A 19435-nucleotide genomic window follows, 5' to 3' on the forward strand; every position below is an offset into this window, starting at 1 on the left:
CCTGCGCCCACCCCGGGGAGGCTGGCCACCCTCTGCCGGGGTGGTCGGCCGCGGCCTGGCAGGGTCGTCGCCGTGACCGAGCACCACGAGGCGTACTTCCGGCGGACGGGCCGGACCACCTACCTCGCCACCGAGCACACCAGCGGGGCGTGGTCGACGACCGAGCAGCACGTCAGCCCGCTCTGCGGCCTGCTGGTGCACGTCCTCGAGCGCGACCTGCCCCGACCGGACCTCGCGCTGGCGCGGGTCAGCATCGACATCCTCGGCGTCGTGCCGGTGGACGAGGTGGAGGTCGGCGCCCGGGTGGTGCGCCCCGGGCGCACGATCGAGCTCGCCGAGGTCGAGGCGTCGTACGCCGGGCGCGCCGTGCTGCGCGCCCGTACCTGGCGCCTGGCGCCCTCGGACACCGCCGACGTCGCCGCGCACGACGTGACCCCCATGCCGCCGCCCGCGCGCTCCGAGCCGTGGGAGATGGGTTCGCTGTGGCCCGGCGGCTACATCGGCTCGCTCGAGGTGCGTCGTGCCGCCGGGGCGGCGCCCGGTCGGGGGCGGGCGTGGGTGAGCTCCCCGGTGGCGCTGGTGGCGGACGAGGAGGTCTCTGAGCAGGCGGCCTGGACGCGGTTGCTCGACACCGCCAACGGCGTCGCGGTCCGCGCCGCTCCGGGTGACTGGGCCTACCCCAACGTCGACCTCACCTACCACCTGCACCGCACGCCGCGAGGGCCGTGGGTCGGTCTCGACACGTCCGTCACCTGGGGCGCCGAGGGCGTCGGCCTCACCTCGACGGTGCTGCACGACGAGCACGGCCCGGTCGGCACGGCCGCCCAGGTGCTGACGCTGCGGCGGGCCGCCGCGCGCTGACCGGTCACGGTCGGTCGGGGCGGACGCGTCGGCGGCCCGGTGGTCGTCTCGGTGGTCGAGGAGCGAGCGCAGCGAGCGTCTCGAGACCAGGGCCGGTGGTCGACGTGTGATCTGCACGCATCGGGTGAGTGCAGATCACACGTCGACGGGGCTGGGGTGGGCGTGCCTCTCAGGCGGTACGGGTGCTGCTGCGTGGTGGGTCAGAAGGGTGGGGGCGTTGCGGGGTGGAGGCTCGGCGGCGCCGTCCGGTTGTCGTCCGGCACCGGGCTGGCGCCGCCTCCTCGACCACCGTGGTCACCGGGTCTCGAGACGCTCGCTGCGCTCGCTCCTCGACCACCGGGCCGGGAGACGCCCCTACGCGTCGCGCCCGGCGCCGCGGGCCGGGACCACCGTCAGGAAGCCCGGCTCGGCGAAGCCGGCGTCGGCGTAGGCCGCGCGCACCCGGGCCTCGACCGCCGCCACCAGGGCGGTGTCGACCAGGGCGACGACCGAGCCGCCGAACCCGCCGCCGGTCATCCGGGCGCCGAGGGCGCCGGCGGCCGTGGCGGTCTCCACGGCCAGGTCGACCTCGGGCACCGAGTTCTCGAAGTCGTCGCGCATCGAGGCGTGCGAGGCGGTCAGCACCGGGCCCACGTCCCGCAGCCGCCCGGTCCTGACGAGGTCGACGACCTCCAGGACCCGGGCGTTCTCGGTGATCACGTGGCGCGCCCGGCGTACGGCCTCCGGGTCGTCGGCGAGGTCGTCGAGCCGTGCCAGCGCGCCGTCCACGTCGAGGTCGTCGGTCAGCTCGCGCAGCGTCCCGACCCCGAGCCGGGTCGCGGCCCGCTCGCAGGCGTCGCGGCGGGAGCCGTACGCCCCGTCGGTCAGCGCGTGCGCCGCGCGGGTGTCGATGACCAATAGCTCCAGCCCGGCGGCGGCGAGGTCGCAGGGCACGGGGAGGGCCGTCTCGGCGCGGGCGTCGATGAAGGTCAGATGGTCGGCCACGGAGGCCAGCGACGCGGTCTGGTCGAGCAGCCCGGTGGGGGCGCCCACGTAGTCGTTCTCGGCGCGCTGCACGATCCGCGCCAGCTCGGGCACCGGCACCTCGAGGTCGGCCAGGCCGGTCAGGGCGAGCGCGACCGCGCACTCCAGGGAGTGCGAGGACGACAGGCCGGCGCCGAGCGGGACGTCGCTGGTGATCTCGAGGTCCGCACCCGGCACGGACACCCCGGCCTCGGCCAGGGCCCACGCGACGCCGGCGACGTACGCGCCCCAGCCGTCCACCTCGCCGCGGACGCCCGGCAGCCGCACCTCGAGCGGCTCCGTGGCGCCGGCCGACCGCGCCCGCAGCAGGCCGTCGTCGCGGCGGCGGGCGAGGACCGTCGTACGCCGGGGCAGCGCGCAGGGCAGCGCGAAGCCGCCGTTGTAGTCGGTGTGGTCGCCGATCAGGTTGACCCGCCCCGGCGCCGACCAGGTGCCGGCGTCGGTCACGCGTCCTCCGCCGGGAGCCGGCCCGACCGGACGACGTCCAGCAGGTCGGCGACGGATCCCGAGACGTGGGTGGGGCGGTAGGGGAACAGCTCGACCTCGTCGGGGGCGGTCGAGCCGCTGGTGACCAGGATCGTGCGCAGTCCCGCCTCGAGGCCGGCCTTGACGTCGGTGTCCATCCGGTCGCCGACCATGACGGTGGTCTCGGAGTGCGCCTCGAGCCGGTTCAGCGCCGAGCGCATCATCAGCGGGTTCGGCTTGCCGACGAAGTACGGCTCGCGCCCGGTCGCGGCCTGGATCAGCGCCGCCACCGAGCCCGTGGCCGGCAGCAGGCCCTGCTGGGAGGGGCCGCTGACGTCGGGGTTGGTGGCGATGAAGCGGGCCCCGGCCGACACCAGCCGGATCGCGCGGGTGATCGCCTCGAAGGAGTAGGTGCGGGTCTCGCCGAGGACCACGTAGTCGGGGTCACGGTCGGTCATCACGTACCCGATGTCGTGCAGCGCGGTCGTCAGACCGGCCTCGCCGACGACGTAGGCGGTGCCGGACGGACGCTGCTCGGCGAGGAACTGCGCGGTGGCCAGCGCCGAGGTCCAGATCGCCTTCTCCGGCACGTCGATGCCGCTGCCGAGCAGCCGTGCCCGCAGGTCGCGCGGCGTGTAGATCGAGTTGTTCGTGAGCACCAGGTAGTCGTGGTCGGACTCCTTGAGCGCGGTCACGAACTCGGCCGCGCCCCGGATCGCGTGCTCCTCGTGGACCAGCACGCCGTCCATGTCGGTCAGCCAGGTCTCGATCGGGCGTCCGGCGGGGGGCTGGGTCGCCGTCGACCCCGTGTCGTTGCTCATGGGGCCGATCCTGCCGCACCCGGCGCCACCTGTGCGCGGGCGCGGGTGCGGGCCACCGCGACCAGCTCGCGCACAGGGCCAGCCGGGGGACGGGCGGGGCCGGTCCACACGGCACGGAAAGTGCGGCGCAGGTCCAGGCCCTCGACGGCCACCTCGACCAGCTGGCCGGCGTCCAGCTCGCGGCGGGCGACCCTCCGGCTGAGGAAGGCCGGCGCGCCGCCGGCCGCCACGGCCTCCCGCACCGCCGCCGCCGTCGTCAGCTCCACCTGCCCGGCCGCGGGGGCCAGTCCGTGGGCGGCCAGCGCGGCCTCCACGACCTCACGGGTGCCGGAGCCTGCCTCGCGACCGGTGGTGCGCAGGCCGGCCACGTCCTCCGGCGAGAGCGGGGTACGCCGGCGCGCCAGCGCCGAGCCGGCCACGGTGACCAGCACCAGCTCGTCGGCGGCGACGGGCACCGAGGGCAGCCCCGACGGCGCGGACAGGCCCTCGACGAAGCCGAGGTGCGCCTCGCCGGAACGCACCGCCTCGACGACGTGGGTGCTGTTGGTCGCGGTCAGGCTGACCACGGTCGGGCGACGTGCCTCGGCCTCCTGGCGCTGGCGCAGCTGCACGAGCCAGCGGGGGAGCAGGCTTTCCGCGATCGTCATGCTCGACCAGACGGCGAGGTCGCGGTCCCGGTCCGAGCGCAGCCCCCCGATGGCGTGGTCGATCTCCTCGGCGAGGTCGAGCAGGCGCCCGGCCCACTCGACCACGACCCGTCCCTCGTCGGTCGGCTCCGAGCCCCGGCTGCCGCGCCGCAGCAGGCGCAGGCCGGTCTGTGTCTCGACCCCGCGCAGCCGCTCTGAGGCCGACTGCTGGCTCACCCCCGAGGCCCGTGCGGCGGCGCCGATGCTGCCGAGACGGGCGGCGTCGACCAGCAGCCGCAGCGCGGCCAGGTCCGGGACGCGGGACAGGTCGGTGGTCACCGGACCCAGCGTACGGCTCGCACAGGGCTCTCCTGTGCCTTCGCCGACGGGGTCGTGCGTGGGCGGTGGCGTCGGTCCGGACCGGGTGCTCCATGCTCGTCCCATGCCCGAGGCCCCGCAGCGCGTCGCACCCCGGCTGCTCGGGCCGAACTGGTTCACCCCGGTGATGGGCACCGGGATCCTGGCCACCGCCGCGTCCACACTGCCCCTGCGCCCGTCCTGGCTGTCCCCGGTCGCCACCGGCCTGTGGGTGCTCGCGGCCGCGGTGCTCCTGGCGGTCGTCACGGTCACGGTCCGGCAGCACCTCAAGTGGCCCGGCGTGCTGCCCCACTTCCTGGCCGACGACGTCCTGGTGCACTCCTACGGGGCGGTGCCGATGGCGCTGCTGACGGTGGGCGGTGGCGCGGTGGCGGTCGGCGCGCCCCTGGTCGGGACCGCGGTCGCAGTGACGGTGGGGGCGGTGCTGATGTCGGTCGGCACGGTGGTCGGCGTGGTCACCGCGATCGGCGTGCCCCGCCTGGTCCGGTCCCGCGACGGCTACGAGGTCGAGGACGCCGACGCGACCTGGCTGCTGCCGGTCGTGCCGCCCCTGGTCAGCGCGGCCGTCGTGCCGATGCTCTCGCCGTACCTCCCCGCCGGGTGGCCACGCCTCCTCCTGCTCGGCGTGTGCGTCGTGCTGCTGCTGGTGGGCGTGGTGGCCGCGTCGGCGATGCTGGTCCCGGTCGCGCTGCGGCTGCGCCGGCTCGGTCGCGCCCCCGCGGAGGACCTGCCCCCGGCCTGGGTCCTGATCGGCCTGCTCGGTCAGGCGGTGACCGCGGTCCACACGATCGGCGACGGGGCGGTGACCGAGCTGGGCGACGGCTGGGCATGGCTCGGGCCGGCCTTCGGCCTCCCGGTGATCGGCGTCGCGCTGCTCGTCCTGCTGGCCCTGGCCTTCTGGACCGTCCGCGCCCGGCTGCGCCCCGAGGGCCTGCCCTTCGCGATGACCTGGTGGTCCTTCGTCTTCCCGACCGGCACGGTCGTCACGGGGTTGTCGGCGTTGTCCGTCTCGACCGGGTTGCTGCTCACCGCCGAGCTGGCCTCCGGCCTGTACGCCGCCCTGGTCGTCGTCTGGCTGCTCGTCGCCGTCCTGACGGTGCGCGGGCTGCTCGACCGGTCCGTGCTGCCCCGCGTCGAGCCGACGTCGAGCTGACGACGAGCTGACGGCGACCTGACCCGGGGCCGCCGCCGGCCCGGGGACAGGTAGGTCCTGGGACCAGCCACAGCCTGACCCTGTGCACCCCTCGGGGCCGGGGCACTACCGGGGGCGGACGGACCGTCGCAGGCTGGGCGCATGGCCCTCCCCGTCGCGACCTCCGTCGCCACCGACGGAGGTCCCGGCCGGGCCGCGGTCGTCCTCGGCCCGAACTGGTTCGCCCCGGTGATGGGCACCGGCATCGTGGCCGTGGCCGCGGCGACCCTGCCCCACCGGTCCGCGGCGCTGCTGGCTGCCGCCGGCGTCGTCTGGGCGCTGGCGGCGCTGCTGCTGGTGCTGGTCACGATCGCCACGGCGGTGCACCACCGGCAGCAGGGGACCGGTCCGGGCCGCTACCTGGCCGACCGTTCGCTGGTCGACTTCCACGGCGCGGTGGCGATGGCCCCGCTCACAGTCGGTGCCGGAGCCCTGCTCGTGGGTCGTCCCCTGATCGGCACCCCGGCCGCCGTCACGGTCGCGGCGGCGCTCTGGGTGGTGGGGACGCTCCTCGGCCTCGCCACCGTGCTGCTGCTGCCGCGGCAGGGCCTGCGCGAGGGCCGCTACCGCCTCGCGGACGCCGGCGGGGCCTGGCTGATGCCGGTCGTACCGCCCATGGTCAGCGCCGCCACCGGGCCGCTGCTGCTGCCGCACCTCCCCGCCGGTGCGCCGCGGGTGACCATGCTGCTGGTCTGCCTGGCCCTCTTCGTCCTCGCCCTGGTGCCCAGCGTGGTGGTCGTGGGGGCCGTGTGCCGCAACCTCCTCCGGCACGGTCCCGGACCGGCGGCCGCGCTCCCGACGCTGTTCCTCGTGCTCGGGCCGCTCGGCCAGTCGGTCACCGCGGCCCACACGATCGGCGACGGCGCCGGGCGGGCCGGAGCCGGGGACGGCCCCGCCGTCGGGCTCGCGTACGGGCTCCCGACGTGGTGCCTGGCGCTGGCGTGGCTCGGGGTCGCCACCGCACTCCTGGTCCGCGCGGCGACGCGGACCGGGGTGCCCTTCTCGATGACGTGGTGGTCCTTCACCTTCCCGGTCGGGACGGTCGTCACCGGGACGTCGGCGCTGGCCGTCGCCACGGGCTCCGCCGAGCTCGCCGGCGTCGCGGTGGCGCTGTACGTCGTGCTGGTCGCGGCGTGGCTGCTGGTCGCGGGCCGCACCGTGGCCGGCCTGCGCGACGGCTCCCTCCTGCGGCCGGCGGGTCGGCCGGTGGGCGGGCCTACCGGCGCGCCAGCTCCGCGATCACGGTGAAGGGCTGGTCGTCGTCGCGCGGCGTGCCGCCGCACGCGTAGGCCGGGTCCGCCGCACCGCAGCGGGACCGGGACGACCCGTTGGTCAGCGAGACGGTGACGGCGTCGACACGGGACGACACCGGCACCGCGACCGCCCCCACGCCCTCGGCGTCGAGGCGGACCCGGCGCAGCACGGTCTCCCCGTCCCGCTCGACGACCACCCAGGCCACGGGGCGCGTCACCGCGCGCGGGCCGTCGACGACGACGCGGAGCGCCCACCGACCCGGCACCAGCCGCGCGTCTCGGTCGCCGGCCCGCAGGACCACGGCCGCGGAGGACAGGTGGTCCACCTCGACCTCGGTGCGCGCCGGGGCGGCACGGGTCACGCGGGTCGTCGCGGACGCGCGGGGCGCCGGCCACGCGGCGCCCTCGTCGTACTCCTGCTCGCGGGCGAGGTTGGCCGCGGCGAAGCGGCCGAGGGCCAGCGGGAGGTGCACGCCCCGCTCGCGCAGGGTGCGGCGCAGGGCCTGCACCGAGGACGCGTCGCCGGCGTCGACCGCGGCACGCTCCCAGACGTCGCGGACGACGTCGACGCCGAACCGGTCCGACAGGTGCTCCCAGAAGACCCAGGCGCCGTAGTGGGCGTAGCCGCTGGGGTCGAACAGGTCCAGCGGGACGCCGGGCCGGCGGAGCGGGCCGTACGGCAGGTAGCGGCGGTTGTCGTCGGCGCCGTCGGCGAACCGCTCCTCCATCCAGGTGGCGGTCGACTCGTGGAACCAGCCGTCGTCCTCGGCGTCGTAGGCCAGCTGCACGGCGTGGAAGAGCTCGTGGGCGGCGGTGACGTCGAGGCTGCCGCGGGGGCCGCACCGAAGTCGTCGCGCGCGAAGTCGTCGTCGAGCACGCAGTACGACGTCGCGGTGCCGGTGCGCCGCGCGCCCGGCAGGTCCTCGGGGGCGCAGTAGCCGAAGAGCCCGCGGGCGCCGACGTCGGCGAGGTAGACGTCGAGGCGGGCGTCGCCGCCGCGGCGGCCGTCGGGCAGCGGCGCGCGGTAGCCGAGCTCGTCGACCTGCAGTGCGAGGACGTCGTCGACGACCCCGAGCGTGGTCAGCGCCCAGGCCCGGTCCGGCGGGGCGTCGGGCCCGGTGCGCACCCAGTGCAGGCAGACCCGCTCGGTGCAGCGGCGGGTGGCCGGTGAGTCGTACCCGTCGCCGCGGGCGTCGGCGCCGCCCTCGGTCGGGCGGGCCAGCAGGGTGCGGGCCTCCGCGGCGGCGCCGGGGTCGGCACCGAGCCGGGGCAGGGCGCGGTGCAGGTCGCGCAGGGCGGACCCGGGGTCGCCGCCCAGGCCGGCGAGGGCGCTGCGGGCGTCGTCGAGCGCGCGCTGGGCCCGGGGGGCGGGCTCGGTGGAACCGGTCGTGCGCAGGCCGCGGTCGGCAGCGGTCGACGGCGTGGTGGTCGCCACGAGGGAGACGAGGAGGAGGGCCGGCAGCAGCCTGGGCAGCAGCGTGCGGGCACGACGGACGGAGGGACGGTGCGGGGGAAGGCGCATGACACCCGGGGAAGTCGGGGACGGGGAAGCCCTGAGGCTGCCGTACGGGCCCCGGTGAGCGGTGGAGGCGCGCGGCCTCAGCTCGTGCCGGAGATCTTCTCGATCAGCGCCGTGGTCGAGATGGCGGGGGTGCGGGGCAGGTAGACGACCTCGCAGGCGTCGCCGAGCTCGTCGAAGCGCCCGGCCCAGTCGTCACCCATCACGAGCACGTCGGCGGCGTACTGCGCGATGTACTCCCTCTTGAGCTCCAGGCTCTCCTCGACGAAGACCTCGTCGACCGGCTTGAGCGCGGCCACGATGGCCAGCCGCTCGGCCTGGCTGAAGACCGGCTCGCGGCCCTTCTTGCGCAGGTTGAGCGCGTCGGCGGACACCCCGACGACGAGGCGGTCGCCCAGCGCCGCGGCCCGTTCGATGACCCGCAGGTGCCCGACGTGGAAGACGTCGAAGGTGCCGAAGGTGATCACGGTCCGGGGGTGGTCGTCGGCGTGGGAGGTGGTCTCGGGCATGGCCGGAATCCTGTCAGACGAGGTTCCTGCCGTGGTGCTGCCACGGGTGCGTGGCGCGGCCTGGGTGGCCTCGGCAAGGATGAGGACCATGAGCCTGTCCACGACCGAGCCCGCCGCGGCGTCCGACCGACCGCCCGGCGGACGGCCGGACGGCCCGGGCGGGCCGGGCGGGCCGGGCGTCAGCCTGACCGACGTGGAGCGTGCGGCCGCCCTGCGCAGGATGCGCCTGGTGGCGCTGTCGCTGCTGGTGCTGGCCGCGATCGTCTTCGTGCTGACCCGTGACCGGGACGGGTTCCTGGGCTTCGTGAACGCCGGCGCGGAGGCGTCCATGGTCGGCGCGATCGCCGACTGGTTCGCGGTCACCGCGCTCTTCCGGCACCCGTTGGGCCTGCCGATCCCGCACACGGCGCTGATCCCACGTCGCAAGGACGACCTCGGCCGCGGGCTGCAGGACTTCGTGGGGGAGAACTTCCTCCAGGAGGACGTCATCCGCGAGCGGCTGGCCAGCGCCGAGGTGGGCCGCCGGGTCGGCACGTGGCTGGCCGACCCGGCCCACGCGCGCACCGTGGTCGACGAGGCCTCCGAGGTCGCCGCGATCGCGCTCAGCAAGGTGCGCGACGAGCACATCACCAGCCTGGTCAACGACGCGCTCGTCCCGCGCTTCCGGGAGGAGCCGATCTCCCCGCTGCTGGGCGGCCTGCTCGGCGAGGTCCTCTCGGACCGGGTGCACGTCGGGCTGGTCGACCTGGCCCTGGGCGAGCTGCACGACTGGCTGGCGGAGAACCCCGAGACGGTCTCGGAGGTGCTGGGGGAGCGGGCACCCTGGTGGGCGCCGACCAGCGTCAACGAGCGGGTGATCGGACGGATCCACGTCGAGATGGTCAAGTGGGTCGCCGACATCCGCGACGACCCGTACCACCGGGCGCGCTACGCCCTCGACCAGATGCTGGCCCGTCTCGCCGACGACCTGTCGCACCCCGGCACCGACACCGCGGTGCGCGCGGAGGCGCTGAAGGACCGGCTGCTGGACCACCCCGCGGTGATCTCGACCGCGATCTCGCTGTGGGACGCGCTGCGGCGTGCGCTCACCGGGTCGCTGGCCGACCCCGACGGGGCCGTGCGCCGTCGGCTGCTGACCGAGGTCGAGCGGTTCGCCGCACGGCTCGACGCCGAGCCGGCGCTGCGCGAGCGCGTCGACACCCTCGTCGCGGACGCCGTCGTCTTCGGCGTCAAGCGCTACGGCGCCGAGGCCACCAGCATCATCACGCAGACCATCGAGCGCTGGGACGGCGACGAGGCCGCCCGCCGGATCGAGCTGCACGTGGGCCGCGACCTGCAGTTCATCCGGATCAACGGCACGATCGTCGGGGGCCTGGTGGGCGTCGTCATCCACGCGCTGGGCATCCTGGTCCCATGACCGGGACCAGCGCTGCCGACCCGTACGACGTCCCGATCCGCGACGAGGTGATCCGGCTCGGGCAGTTCCTGAAGCTGGCCAACCTCGTCGACTCCGGCGCGGAGGCCAAGCCGGTCGTCGTCGAGGGGCGGGTCAGCGTCAACGGCGAGGTCGACACCCGGCGCGGGCGCCAGCTGAAGGTCGGCGACGTCGTCGCGCTGCACCACGAGCCCGGGGGAGCCGTCGCGGCGGCGGCGCGGGTGGCCGACGCGGCGACCTTCGACGACGGCCTGCCCTGGTAGGTCCGGCCCCGCGGGGTCGGGGCCGGCCGGGCGTCGATGAGAGAGACCTCATCGCCGGCTCACGGTCGGCTCATCGGGGAGCGCGACTCTTCTCCCGTCGCCGGAAGCAGTCCGGCCCACCACTCCCGGAGGACCTCGTGATCAGCACCGCCCGCCGCCTCACCGCCACGGCCGCCACCGCCTCGCTGCTGGCCCTGCCCGCCGTCGCCCTGAGCGCCAGCCCGGCCGCCGCCGTGCAGAACCAGAAGTCGTGCGCCGGCGCCAACGTGAAGCTCGAGGCCGAGCGCGACGACGGCCGCCACGAGGTGCAGGTGGACATCGACAACGGTCAGCGCGGCGAGCGCTGGCGCGTGAAGCTGTTCCAGAACGGCGACCGCTTCGTCAACGTCGTGCGCACCGTGGGTGGGGACGACCGGGACATCGACCTCGACCGCGACCGCCGCAACACCGCGGGCGCCGACACCTACAAGCTGCGTGCGAAGAACCTGCGCACCGGCGGCGCGTGCACCCTCCGGGTCACCCTGCGCTGATCCGTCCCGGGGTTCCCCGGGCAGCAGACGACCCGCCACCCCACGTGGGGTGGCGGGTCGTCGTGCGCAGGGTGGGTGCTGCGGTCGGGCGGGGTTCGTGGTCCGTCAGGAGACGGCGACGAGGTCGACCACGAAGATCAGCGTCTCGCCGGGCTTGATCACGCCACCGGCACCACGGTCGCCGTACCCGAGGTGCGGCGGGATGACGAGCTGACGGCGACCGCCGACCTTCATGCCCTGCACGCCCTGGTCCCAGCCGGCGATGACCTGGCCGGAGCCGAGCTTGAAACGCAGCGGGTCGCCACGGTTCCACGAGGCGTCGAACTCCTCGCCGGTGGAGTGGGCCACGCCCACGTAGTGCACGGTCGCGGTCTGGCCGGCCACGGCCTCGGCGCCGTCACCCTCGCTCAGGTCCGTGACCTGCAGGTCGGCGGGTGGGTCGAAGTCGGGGAAGTCGATCTCGGGCTTGCTCATGGCTCCACCCTAGAGGCCGGGAGGGGTGGTCGCGCGGGTGCCCGGCCGGTCGCCGGGCGTCCCGTGTGCGCCGCCGTCGGGCCGCCGGGGGCCCTCAGGACTGGCGCACGTAGCTGTCGAGCTGGTCGCGCTCGAACTCCAGCTGCCCGATCTTGTGCTTGACCACGTCGCCGATCGAGACGATGCCGACCAGCCGACCCTCGTCGACGACCGGCACGTGCCGCATCCGGCGCTCGGTCATCGTCAGCATCACCTCGTCGAGGGGGGTGCTGGGGGTGCAGGTCTCGACGGTCGCGGTCATGATCGCGCCGACCGTGTTGTCGACGACGGTCCCGTCGGCGTGCAGGCGGCGCACGACGTCGCGCTCGCTCACGATCCCGTCGACGCGGCTGCCGTCGCTGCTGACCACCAGGGCACCGACGTTGTGCTCGGCGAGCAGCCTCAGCAGGTCCCGCACGCCCGCCTCCGGGGCGACGGTGACCACGGTGGTGTCGGGCTTGGCCTGGAGCAGGTCGGCGATCCGCATGGTGTGACCGTACTCACGCCGGGTCCCCCTGGCCAGGGTCGTCCGGCAGGGTCAGGCGTCGGGGTCGGAGCGCCGTCGGTCCCGCAGGTCCGAGACGGACCCGGCGCCGCGCGAGGGCCAGTCCGCGTCGCCGGCGTGGTCGTCGGACAAGGAGCCGAGGAACGACAGGGCGGCGTCGTGCAGGTGGCCGTTGCTGGCCACGGCGTTGCCGCCGAACGGACCGTCGGTCCCGTCGAGGGAGCTGAAGCGGCCACCGGCCTCGCGGACGATGACGTCGAGGGCGGCCATGTCGTAGACCTCGAGCTCGGGCTCGGCCGCGAGGTCGACCGCGCCCTCGGCGAGCAGGACGTAGGACCAGAAGTCGCCGTAGGCGCGGGTGCGCCAGACCCGGCGCATCAGCGAGACCATGTCGTCGAGGCGGCCGCGCTCGTCCCAGCCGCTCAGCGAGGAGTAGGACAGCGACGCGTCCTCGAGGCGGCGGACGTCGGAGACCTGGCAGCGGGTGGCCTTGAGCAGCGAGCGGCCGGTCCAGGCGCCGTTGCCGGAGGAGGCCCACCAGCGCTTCTGCAGCTGCGGCGCCGAGACGACGCCGAGCACGACCTCGTCCTCCACCACGAGCGAGATCAGGGTGGCCCACACCGGCACCCCGCGCACGAAGTTCTTGGTCCCGTCGATCGGGTCCACGATCCAGCGCCGGGCGCCGCTGCCGGTGCTGCCCTGCTCCTCGCCGGTCACGGCGTCGCGCGAGCGGACCCGCGACAGGGTGCGGCGGATGCCCTCCTCGACGGCCTGGTCGGCGTCGGTGACCGGGGTCAGGTCGGGCTTGCTCATGACGTGCAGGTCCAGGGCCTTGAAGCGCCCCGTGGTCAGGGAGTCCGCGTCGTCGGCGAGCACGTGGGCGAGCCGGAGGTCGTCGGTGTAGTCGGTGGCCACGGGGGCAGGCTAGCCGTCGGTCCGTCGGAGGTCAGTACGCCGGCACGCTGCGGGCCGCCAGCAGCCGTCGGAAGGACGACACGCGCTCTGCGTCGACGTCGCCCCGCTCGACCGCGTCGTCCAGCCCGCACTCGGGGGTGTCCTCGCCGTGGGTGCACCCGCGCGGGCAGGACCCGGTCTCCGCCGCGAGGTCCGGGAAGGCCCCGATCAGGGTCTCCGGCTTCACGTGGGCCAGGCCGAAGCTCCGGATCCCGGGCGTGTCGACGATCCACCCACCGCCGGCGCCGTCACCGTCTTCACCGTTCTGCGCGGGCAGGCCGAGCATCACCGCCGAGGTCGACGTGTGCCGGCCGCGGCCGGTGACCACGTTGACGCCGCCGGTCTCCCGGTCGGCGTCCGGCACCAGCGCGTTGACCAGGGTCGACTTGCCGACGCCGCTGTGGCCCAGCAGCACGCTGGTCCGTCCCGCGAGGTGGCGCCGCAGCTCGCCGAGGTCGCCGTCACGCCGGGTGACCACCCACGGCACGTGCAACGCCCGGTAGGTCGACATGAACTCCTCCGGGCCCGCCAGGTCGGCCTTGGTCAGGCACAGCAGCGGCGTCATCCCGGAGTCGTACGCCGCCACCAGCGCGCGGTCCACCAGCCCCTGGCGGGGCTCGGGATCGGCCAGGGCGGTGACCACGACCAGCTGGTCGGCGTTGGAGACGATCACCCGCTCGACCGGGTCGTCGTCGTCGGCGGTGCGCCGCAGCACGGTGCTGCGCTCGTTGACCTCCACGACGCGGGCCAGGGCGCCCTCGTCGCCGGAGACGTCGCCGACCACGCGGACGCGGTCGCCGACGACCACGCCCTTGCGGCCCAGCGGACGCGCCTTGACGGCGTAGACGGGCACGCCGTCGACCAGCAGCGAGTACCGGCCGCGGTCGACGGTCACCACGACGCCGTCGGCCGCGTCGTCGTACGACGGTCGCTCCTTGGTGCGCGGCCGGGTGCGGCGGCGCGGACGCTCGTAGTGCTCCTGGTCCTGGTCGGTGTAGCGACCCCGGCGACCGGTCACAGCAGGCTGGACCAGAAGTCGGCGAAGTCGGGGAAGGTCTTGCTGGTGGTCGCGACGTCCTCGACCAGCACGCCGTCGACGGCCGCGCCGACGATCACCCCCGCGTGCGCCATCCGGTGGTCGGCGTAGGTGTGCCAGGTGCCGCCGTGCAGCGCCGACGGGCGCAGGGACAACCCGTCGGGCCGCTCCTCGACCTCGGCCCCGAGCGCGCCGAGCTCGGTAGCCAGCGCGGTGATCCGATCGGTCTCGTGGGCCCGGATGTGGGCGATGCCGCGCAGGTGCGAGGGCGAGGTGGCCACCGCGCAGAGGGCCGCCACGGCCGGGGCCAGCTCGCCGACGTCGTGCAGGTCGAGATCGACGCCCTGCAGCCCGGAGTGCGCGCCGGCGACCGGCTCGGGACCGGTCACCCGCAGCCCCTCGTCGACCCGGTCCACGGTGCAGCCCATCGCCGCCAGGATGTCGCGCAGCGCGTCGCCGGCCTGGTTCGTGGCGGTGGGCCAGCCCCGGACCACCACCGAGCCGCCCGAGACCGCGGCCAGCGCCAGGAACGGGGCGGCGTTGGAGAGGTCGGGCTCGATGTCGTGGTCGACCGCGGCGACCGGGCCGGGGGAGACCCGCCACCGGTCGGCGTCGCCGTCGTCGACGTCCACGCCGTGCTCGCGCAGCATGGCCACCGTCATCTCGACGTGGGGCAGCGACGGCACCGGCTTCCCCTCGTGGACCAGGTCGACGCCACGGTCGTAGCGCGCGCCGGCCAGCAGTAGCGCGGAGACGAACTGCGAGGACCCGGACGCGTCGAGGACGACCCGTCCGCCGGGCACCGTGCCGGTCCCGCGCACGGCGAACGGCAGCCCGCCGCGGCCGCCGTCGTCGACCTCGACGCCGAGCGTGCGCAGGGCGGTGAGGACCTGGCCGACCGGCCGGTTGCGCATGTGGGGGTCGCCGTCGAAGGCCACCGTCCCGGTCGAGAGCCCGGCCACGGGCGGCACGAACCGCATCACGGTGCCGGCCAGCCCGCAGTCGACGTCGGTGTCACCGGCGAAGGCGGCCGGGGTGACCACCCAGTCCTCGCCGGTCGTGTCGACTTGCGACCCGAGGCCGGTCAGGGCCGTGGCCATCAGCAGCGTGTCGCGCGAGCGCAGGGCACGCCGTACGACCGACGGGCCCTCGGCGACCGAGGCCAGCAGCAGGGCCCTGTTCGTCAGCGACTTGCTCCCGGGCAGGGAGACGACGGCGTCGACGCGACCACGGGCCCGGGGGGCCGGCCAGGGGTCGGCCGGGTGGTCCGGGCGCGCGGAGTCCATCGAGGTGCTCAGGTGAGGTTGGCCTTGGCCAGCTTGGCCTCGAGCTTGGCGGTGCTCGCCAGGTGCCCGGCCTCGCGGCGCGCGTCGCTGGCGACCCGCTTGGCGCGCCAGGAGACGCCGGGACGGCCCTCGGTGTCGTTGGCGGCGATGATCAGGCCGCCGAGGACGGCGACGTTCTTGACGAAGTGCTGGCGCTGCTCCTTGGCCTTCTCGCCCGAGAAGTCCCAGAACCGGTGGCCGGCGAGCGTGGTGGGCACCAGCGAGCCCGCGAGCACGAGCGCGCAGGCGCGCGGCGCCCGGTTGGTCGCCAGGCCGAGGGCGGCGGCGATCTGCACGCCCGCGTTGATCCGGACCAGGGTGGCGGCGTCCTCGGGGATCGGCGCGGTGGGCGCGGCCTTCTTGCCCAGCTCCACCATCTGGTCGGCGACCGGCTTGGCGCGCTCGGCGGCCGCCGTGGTGTTGCGCAGGGCGTCGGCGGCACCGACGAGGAACATGGAGGCGATCATCGGACGGGCAAGGGTGCGGCTCAAGGACATGGTCCCTTCCTACCGGATCGCGGTGGCGGGTGCCTCGCCCGGGCGGATGGTGGGCGGACGGTGGGCGCCGTGCCGGCTCTCGCCGGGGCGCGCACCGACCTCGGCGGGCGCCGCTAGGGTCGTGGCCATGTGTGGTCGCTACGCCTCCAGCCGTCGGCCCGAGGACCTGCTCGAGGAGTTCGAGGTCGTCGACGACCGGGTCCCGGCAGCGCTGGAGCCCGACTACAACGTCGCGCCCACCAAGGACGTCTACGCCGTGCTGGAGCGCGCTCGCAAGGACGCCGAGGACCCGGGCCCGCCGCAGCGCCAGCTGCGGGTGCTGCGGTGGGGCCTGGTGCCCTCCTGGGCCAAGGACCCGGCCATCGGCAGCCGGATGATCAACGCCCGCCGCGAGACGGTCGCCGAGAAGCCCGCCTTCCGACGCGCCCTCGCGGCGCGGCGCTGCCTGCTCCCCGCCGACGGCTACTACGAGTGGTACCCCACCTCGCAGCTGACGACGGCCGGCAAACCCCGCAAGCAGCCCTTCTACATCCACCCGCGCGACGGCGGCGTCCTCGCGATGGCCGGGCTGTACGAGATCTGGCGCGACCCCGACCGGGCCGAGGACGACCCGGACCGGTTCCGCTGGACCTGCACCGTGATCACCACCGCGGCCCAGGACGACCTCGGCCACCTGCACGACCGGATGCCGATGATGGTCGCCCGCGACCAGTGGGCCGACTGGCTGGACCCGGGGGCGCCGCGCGAGAGCGTCCTGGACCTGCTCGAGCCCGCGGCACCGGGCCGCCTGGAGGCGTACCCCGTCTCGGCGGCGGTCGGCAACGTGCGCAACAACGGGGCGACGCTCACCGAGCCGCTGCCGCTCGAGGAGGTCGTGACGTGAGCAGCGAGCTGCTGGTCGAGACCGCCCACGGCGAGGGGCGGCTGGTCACCGACCGCGCCGTGCGCCCCTGGGCCACGCTGCTGCTCAACCACGGCGCCGGGGCCGGGATCGAGAGCCGTGACCTGGCCGCCCTGGCCCGGCACCTGCCCAAGCAGGGCGTCACCGTGGTGCGCTTCGAGCAGCCCTGGCGACGTGCGGGGCGCCGGGTCGCCACCGCGCCGCCGACCCTCGACGCGGCCCTGATGACCGCCTACGACCGGTTGCGGGTGCGTACCCCGCTCGTGGTCGGCGGCCGCTCCGCCGGCGCCCGCAGCGCTGCCCGGCTGGCGCGGCGGATGGGCGCCACCGGCTGCCTGGCGCTGTCCTTCCCCCTCCACCCGCCCGGCCGCCCGGAGAAGTCCCGGGTCGAGGAGCTGCGCGGGATCGGCCTGCCGACGCTGGTGGTGCAGGGCGAGCGCGACGACATGGGCCGCCCCGAGGAGCTGCCCGACCTGCCCGGCCTGGACGTCGTCGTAGTGCCCGACGCCGACCACGGACTGGCGGTGCACAAGCGCGGCCCGATCACCGACGAGGAGGTCACCGGCCTGCTCGTCGGCGCCACGCTCGAGTGGCTGGTCCGCGAGATCCCGACCGGCCCGCGCTGAGGACCCCACCCGTCGGGTGCGCGGGACACCCGGCCGGGTGGTGGCCGGGAACAAAGAGCGGGGTGCGGCCTGTTCTCCCCCCGTGATCGCGATGCTGCTGCCGCCCGACGGGCGAACCGAGCCGAGGCTAGGCTGGGGAGCGATGACTGACACCGCCCCCACCTCGTTGATCGAGCCCGACGAGCCCTCCACCGTCGACCCGGCCGACATCGACGTCGCCACCGAGTCCGAGGACGACCGCGCGGCGCGCTTCGAGCGCGACGCGCTGCCGTTCCTCGACCAGCTCTACGGCGCCGCGATGCGGATGACCCGCAACCCCGCCGACGCCGAGGACCTCGTCCAGGAGACGTTCGCCAAGGCCTACTCGGCCTTTCACCAGTTCCGCCCCGGCACGAACCTCAAGGCGTGGCTGTACCGGATCCTCACGAACACCTTCATCAACACCTACCGCAAGAAGCAGCGCGAGCCCCAGAAGTCGATGGCCGAGGACATCGAGGACTGGCAGCTGGCCCGTGCGGAGAACCACAGCTCGGTCGGGCTCAAGTCCGCCGAGACCGAGGCCCTCGAGCACCTCCCCGACTCCGAGGTCAAGGACGCCCTGCAGCGCCTGCCCGAGGAGTTCCGGCTGGCGGTCTACCTCGCCGACGTCGAGGGGTTCGCCTACAAGGAGATCGCGGAGATCATGGACACCCCGATCGGGACGGTGATGTCGCGGCTGCACCGCGGCCGCCGCCAGCTGCGCGACATGCTGTCCGACTACGCCCGCGGAGGTGGCAAGCGATGACCGAGCACACCCACGCCGACACCGGCGTCCCGCCGGGGGACGAGGACTGCGCCGAGTACCTCGAGCGGATCGTCTACTTCCTGGACAACGAGCTCGACGCGGCCGACTGCGCCGCCGTACGGGTCCACCTCGACACCTGCAACCCCTGCCTGGAGCGCTACGACCTGCAGCGCACCGTCAAGGCCGTCGTCGCCCGGTCCTGCGCGGAGCCGGCTCCCGAGGCGCTGCGCGAGCGCGTGCGCGTGTCGATCCGCCAGGTGCAGGTGCGCCTCAGCGAGGGCTGAGCCACTCGGCCCCGTCGCGGGCCCGGACGCAGACGAGCCCCCTGCCGTGAGGCGGGGGGCTCGTGTGCGCGGCGAGCGCTCAGGTGTTGGGGCGCTTGCCGTGGTTTGCTGCCTTCTTGCGGCGTGAACGACGCTTGCGGCCGGTCTTGCCCATGGTGTCCTCCTCGGATCGCGAACGGTTGATCCTCCCAGACGTCGCTGCGCACCGCTAATCGGGTGGCCCGGGCAGTCCGACCGGGGCCACCGGTCAGCCCAGCCGGTCCAGGAACCGCTCGGCGTCGACGATCACCCGGGTGACCTCGCCGGCGCCGACCACGGCGCCCGGCCGGTCCCCGGAGAGGTGCCGGGCGCCGACGGTGAGACGGTGCAGCCGGCCGTCGACGTGGGCCACCGAGGCGGTGACCTCGAGGTGCCGGCCGACCGGGCTGGGCGCGAGGTGCTCGAGGACCACCCGGGTGCCGACGCTGGTGCCGCCGGGCGGCAGGACGGGCTCGATCGCCGCGCAGGTCGCCGCCTCGCACCACGCCAGCAGCCGCGGTGTGGCCAGCACGGGCAGGCTGCCCGAGCCCAGGGCGGCGGCGGTGTCGTCCTCGGTGACGGTGAAGCGCAGCACCGCGGTCAGGCTCGCGCGGTCGGGCGGGGACGGATCGGTCACGGGAGCTCCTGGGCGTAGGCGATCAGGGGCACGCCGGGCAGGGGCGCCCAGTCGCGGTCGGGTCGGCGGGTGAAGCCGAGCCGTTCGTAGAGCCGGTGCGCGGCGTGCATGGAGGGCAGGCTGGACAGCACCACCGCGGCGGCTCCCTCGGCCCGGAACCGCTCGATCACCGCGAGGGCGAGCACCTCCCCGACGCCGCGGCGCTGGGCCGGGGGATCGACGGCCAGCATCCGGAACTCGCCCTCGCCGTCCCCGGCCAGCTCGCGCCAGACCGAGCCGGGCGGGCAGACGGTGACGTTGCCGACCAGCTCCCCGGCCTCGTCGACGGCCACCCACACCTCCGCCTCCCGGTCGCGGCGGGCGGCGTCGGCGAGGCGGAGCGCGTACGGGTCGTCGGGGGAGAGGAACGGCGCGTAGGCCGCGACCGTCATCGCCCCGACACGGGCGTGCTCGTCCTCGCGCACGCGCCGGACACGCACC

The 19435-nt window shown here is 75.1% G+C and carries 25 protein-coding genes; 11 read left to right on the forward strand and 14 right to left on the reverse strand.

Going from position 1 to position 19435, the window contains the following annotated elements:
- The first annotated feature begins 72 nt into the window (after positions 1 to 72).
- On the forward strand, positions 73 to 861 hold the full coding sequence (locus tag ENKNEFLB_RS08915; protein WP_214058871.1) for a thioesterase family protein: 789 nt from the start codon (positions 73 to 75) through the stop codon (positions 859 to 861).
- Positions 862 to 1215: 354 nt separating this feature from the next.
- Here the strand turns inward: ENKNEFLB_RS08915 and galK are convergent, their stop codons facing one another.
- Genes galK through ENKNEFLB_RS08930 form a run of 3 tightly spaced genes read right to left on the reverse strand, consistent with a single transcriptional unit; the run spans position 1216 to position 4135 of the window.
- On the reverse strand, positions 1216 to 2331 hold the full coding sequence (galK, locus tag ENKNEFLB_RS08920) for a galactokinase (protein WP_214058872.1): 1116 nt from the start codon (positions 2329 to 2331) through the stop codon (positions 1216 to 1218).
- Positions 2328 to 3170: an HAD-IIA family hydrolase gene (locus tag ENKNEFLB_RS08925; protein WP_214058873.1), complete on the reverse strand. Its 843-nt coding sequence runs from the start codon at positions 3168 to 3170 to the stop codon at positions 2328 to 2330. The genes galK and ENKNEFLB_RS08925 overlap by 4 nt, the downstream gene beginning before the upstream one ends.
- Positions 3167 to 4135 (reverse strand): LysR family transcriptional regulator, encoded by a 969-nt coding sequence (locus ENKNEFLB_RS08930; protein WP_246535921.1) that lies wholly within the window; start codon positions 4133 to 4135, stop codon positions 3167 to 3169. The genes ENKNEFLB_RS08925 and ENKNEFLB_RS08930 overlap by 4 nt, the downstream gene beginning before the upstream one ends.
- Positions 4136 to 4238: 103 nt before the next feature.
- On the opposite strand from ENKNEFLB_RS08930, the gene ENKNEFLB_RS08935 reads away from it, so the two are divergent.
- Both ENKNEFLB_RS08935 and ENKNEFLB_RS08940 read left to right on the forward strand, forming a co-directional pair.
- Positions 4239 to 5327 carry an SLAC1 family transporter gene (locus ENKNEFLB_RS08935; RefSeq protein ID WP_214058874.1) on the forward strand — a complete coding sequence of 363 codons (1089 nt, stop codon included), beginning with the start codon at positions 4239 to 4241 and terminating at the stop codon, positions 5325 to 5327.
- A gap of 141 nt (positions 5328 to 5468) precedes the next feature.
- Complete coding sequence (locus ENKNEFLB_RS08940) at positions 5469 to 6614, forward strand: SLAC1 family transporter (protein WP_214058875.1); 1146 nt, start codon at positions 5469 to 5471, stop codon at positions 6612 to 6614.
- Here the strand turns inward: ENKNEFLB_RS08940 and ENKNEFLB_RS08945 are convergent.
- Entirely contained in the window at positions 6583 to 7407 is an 825-nt protein-coding gene (locus ENKNEFLB_RS08945) for an MXAN_6640 family putative metalloprotease (RefSeq protein ID WP_214058876.1), read from the reverse strand. The two genes, ENKNEFLB_RS08940 and ENKNEFLB_RS08945, sit on opposite strands and share 32 nt — an antisense overlap.
- 3 nt (positions 7408 to 7410) lie before the next feature.
- On the opposite strand from ENKNEFLB_RS08945, the gene ENKNEFLB_RS08950 reads away from it, so the two are divergent.
- Complete coding sequence (locus ENKNEFLB_RS08950; protein ID WP_214058877.1) at positions 7411 to 7557, forward strand: hypothetical protein; 147 nt, start codon at positions 7411 to 7413, stop codon at positions 7555 to 7557.
- A gap of 661 nt (positions 7558 to 8218) precedes the next feature.
- Here the strand turns inward: ENKNEFLB_RS08950 and ENKNEFLB_RS08955 are convergent.
- Positions 8219 to 8647 carry an FAD synthase family protein gene (locus ENKNEFLB_RS08955; RefSeq protein ID WP_214058878.1) on the reverse strand — a complete coding sequence of 143 codons (429 nt, stop codon included), beginning with the start codon at positions 8645 to 8647 and terminating at the stop codon, positions 8219 to 8221.
- A gap of 88 nt (positions 8648 to 8735) precedes the next feature.
- Here ENKNEFLB_RS08955 and ENKNEFLB_RS08960 point away from each other — a divergent pair, with 88 nt between their 5' ends.
- From ENKNEFLB_RS08960 to ENKNEFLB_RS08970, 3 genes are all read left to right on the forward strand, one after another.
- The gene (locus tag ENKNEFLB_RS08960; RefSeq protein WP_214058879.1) at positions 8736 to 10064 is read left to right on the forward strand and encodes a DUF445 domain-containing protein; all 1329 of its coding nucleotides are present in this window, start codon (positions 8736 to 8738) and stop codon (positions 10062 to 10064) included.
- On the forward strand, positions 10061 to 10345 hold the full coding sequence (locus ENKNEFLB_RS08965; protein ID WP_214058880.1) for an RNA-binding S4 domain-containing protein: 285 nt from the start codon (positions 10061 to 10063) through the stop codon (positions 10343 to 10345). The genes ENKNEFLB_RS08960 and ENKNEFLB_RS08965 overlap by 4 nt, the downstream gene beginning before the upstream one ends.
- A 137-nt stretch (positions 10346 to 10482) precedes the next feature.
- Complete coding sequence (locus tag ENKNEFLB_RS08970; protein WP_214058881.1) at positions 10483 to 10875, forward strand: hypothetical protein; 393 nt, start codon at positions 10483 to 10485, stop codon at positions 10873 to 10875.
- A 105-nt stretch (positions 10876 to 10980) separates the two neighbouring features.
- Here the strand turns inward: ENKNEFLB_RS08970 and ENKNEFLB_RS08975 are convergent, their stop codons facing one another.
- The 6 genes from ENKNEFLB_RS08975 to ENKNEFLB_RS09000 form a co-directional block, all read right to left on the reverse strand.
- A complete protein-coding gene (locus ENKNEFLB_RS08975) occupies positions 10981 to 11349 on the reverse strand; it encodes an FKBP-type peptidyl-prolyl cis-trans isomerase (protein ID WP_214058882.1) in 369 nt (122 codons plus the stop codon).
- Positions 11350 to 11443: 94 nt separating this feature from the next.
- Positions 11444 to 11875 carry a CBS domain-containing protein gene (locus tag ENKNEFLB_RS08980; protein ID WP_214058883.1) on the reverse strand — a complete coding sequence of 144 codons (432 nt, stop codon included), beginning with the start codon at positions 11873 to 11875 and terminating at the stop codon, positions 11444 to 11446.
- A 51-nt stretch (positions 11876 to 11926) separates the two neighbouring features.
- Positions 11927 to 12808, reverse strand: a complete 882-nt coding sequence (locus tag ENKNEFLB_RS08985; protein WP_214058884.1) for an inositol monophosphatase family protein — start codon at positions 12806 to 12808, stop codon at positions 11927 to 11929.
- 31 nt (positions 12809 to 12839) lie between these two features.
- Complete coding sequence (gene rsgA / locus ENKNEFLB_RS08990; protein ID WP_214058885.1) at positions 12840 to 13865, reverse strand: ribosome small subunit-dependent GTPase A; 1026 nt, start codon at positions 13863 to 13865, stop codon at positions 12840 to 12842.
- Positions 13862 to 15169: a 3-phosphoshikimate 1-carboxyvinyltransferase gene (gene aroA / locus ENKNEFLB_RS08995; protein ID WP_214058886.1), complete on the reverse strand. Its 1308-nt coding sequence runs from the start codon at positions 15167 to 15169 to the stop codon at positions 13862 to 13864. Before aroA ends, rsgA begins: the two co-directional genes overlap by 4 nt.
- Positions 15170 to 15177: 8 nt before the next feature.
- Positions 15178 to 15705: a DoxX family protein gene (locus ENKNEFLB_RS09000; RefSeq protein ID WP_214058887.1), complete on the reverse strand. Its 528-nt coding sequence runs from the start codon at positions 15703 to 15705 to the stop codon at positions 15178 to 15180.
- Positions 15706 to 15832: 127 nt separating this feature from the next.
- On the opposite strand from ENKNEFLB_RS09000, the gene ENKNEFLB_RS09005 reads away from it, so the two are divergent.
- From ENKNEFLB_RS09005 to rsrA, 4 genes are all read left to right on the forward strand, one after another.
- Positions 15833 to 16588, forward strand: a complete 756-nt coding sequence (locus ENKNEFLB_RS09005) for an SOS response-associated peptidase (protein ID WP_214058888.1) — start codon at positions 15833 to 15835, stop codon at positions 16586 to 16588.
- Positions 16585 to 17232: an alpha/beta hydrolase family protein gene (locus tag ENKNEFLB_RS09010; protein WP_214058889.1), complete on the forward strand. Its 648-nt coding sequence runs from the start codon at positions 16585 to 16587 to the stop codon at positions 17230 to 17232. The genes ENKNEFLB_RS09005 and ENKNEFLB_RS09010 overlap by 4 nt, the downstream gene beginning before the upstream one ends.
- An 82-nt stretch (positions 17233 to 17314) precedes the next feature.
- The gene (locus ENKNEFLB_RS09015; RefSeq protein WP_420830536.1) at positions 17315 to 18016 is read left to right on the forward strand and encodes a sigma-70 family RNA polymerase sigma factor; all 702 of its coding nucleotides are present in this window, start codon (positions 17315 to 17317) and stop codon (positions 18014 to 18016) included.
- Positions 18013 to 18300: a mycothiol system anti-sigma-R factor gene (gene rsrA / locus ENKNEFLB_RS09020; protein WP_214058891.1), complete on the forward strand. Its 288-nt coding sequence runs from the start codon at positions 18013 to 18015 to the stop codon at positions 18298 to 18300. Before ENKNEFLB_RS09015 ends, rsrA begins: the two co-directional genes overlap by 4 nt.
- Before the next feature lie 79 nt (positions 18301 to 18379).
- On the opposite strand, the gene ENKNEFLB_RS23145 is transcribed toward rsrA, so the two are convergent.
- The 3 genes from ENKNEFLB_RS23145 to ENKNEFLB_RS09030 all read right to left on the reverse strand — a co-directional run bounded on the left by ENKNEFLB_RS23145 (position 18380) and on the right by ENKNEFLB_RS09030 (position 19434).
- Positions 18380 to 18454, reverse strand: coding sequence for a 50S ribosomal protein bL37 (locus ENKNEFLB_RS23145; protein ID WP_420830547.1), 75 nt, complete (start codon positions 18452 to 18454; stop codon positions 18380 to 18382).
- A gap of 93 nt (positions 18455 to 18547) precedes the next feature.
- Complete coding sequence (locus tag ENKNEFLB_RS09025) at positions 18548 to 18955, reverse strand: thioesterase family protein (RefSeq protein ID WP_246535922.1); 408 nt, start codon at positions 18953 to 18955, stop codon at positions 18548 to 18550.
- Entirely contained in the window at positions 18952 to 19434 is a 483-nt protein-coding gene (locus ENKNEFLB_RS09030) for a GNAT family N-acetyltransferase (RefSeq protein WP_246535923.1), read from the reverse strand. The genes ENKNEFLB_RS09025 and ENKNEFLB_RS09030 overlap by 4 nt, the downstream gene beginning before the upstream one ends.
- Between the last annotated feature and the right edge of the window lies 1 nt (position 19435).

The organism is Nocardioides aquaticus (assembly GCF_018459925.1).
In the GTDB taxonomy this organism is placed as follows: Bacteria; Actinomycetota; Actinomycetes; order Propionibacteriales; family Nocardioidaceae; genus Nocardioides; species Nocardioides aquaticus.

What these genes read in the sequence shown, in the direction of transcription:
- ENKNEFLB_RS08925 (WP_214058873.1), bottom strand. Translation starts at nt 3,170, where the DNA reads ATGAGCAACGACACGGGGTCGACGGCGACCCAGCCCCCCGCCGGACGC.
- ENKNEFLB_RS08935 (WP_214058874.1), top strand. Translation starts at nt 4,239, where the DNA reads ATGCCCGAGGCCCCGCAGCGCGTCGCACCCCGGCTGCTCGGGCCGAAC.
- ENKNEFLB_RS08940 (WP_214058875.1), top strand. Translation starts at nt 5,469, where the DNA reads ATGGCCCTCCCCGTCGCGACCTCCGTCGCCACCGACGGAGGTCCCGGC.
- ENKNEFLB_RS08955 (WP_214058878.1), bottom strand. Translation starts at nt 8,647, where the DNA reads ATGCCCGAGACCACCTCCCACGCCGACGACCACCCCCGGACCGTGATC.
- ENKNEFLB_RS08960 (WP_214058879.1), top strand. Translation starts at nt 8,736, where the DNA reads ATGAGCCTGTCCACGACCGAGCCCGCCGCGGCGTCCGACCGACCGCCC.
- ENKNEFLB_RS08965 (WP_214058880.1), top strand. Translation starts at nt 10,061, where the DNA reads ATGACCGGGACCAGCGCTGCCGACCCGTACGACGTCCCGATCCGCGAC.
- ENKNEFLB_RS08975 (WP_214058882.1), bottom strand. Translation starts at nt 11,349, where the DNA reads ATGAGCAAGCCCGAGATCGACTTCCCCGACTTCGACCCACCCGCCGAC.
- ENKNEFLB_RS08980 (WP_214058883.1), bottom strand. Translation starts at nt 11,875, where the DNA reads ATGCGGATCGCCGACCTGCTCCAGGCCAAGCCCGACACCACCGTGGTC.
- aroA (WP_214058886.1), bottom strand. Translation starts at nt 15,169, where the DNA reads ATGGACTCCGCGCGCCCGGACCACCCGGCCGACCCCTGGCCGGCCCCC.
- ENKNEFLB_RS09000 (WP_214058887.1), bottom strand. Translation starts at nt 15,705, where the DNA reads ATGTCCTTGAGCCGCACCCTTGCCCGTCCGATGATCGCCTCCATGTTC.
- ENKNEFLB_RS09005 (WP_214058888.1), top strand. Translation starts at nt 15,833, where the DNA reads ATGTGTGGTCGCTACGCCTCCAGCCGTCGGCCCGAGGACCTGCTCGAG.
- rsrA (WP_214058891.1), top strand. Translation starts at nt 18,013, where the DNA reads ATGACCGAGCACACCCACGCCGACACCGGCGTCCCGCCGGGGGACGAG.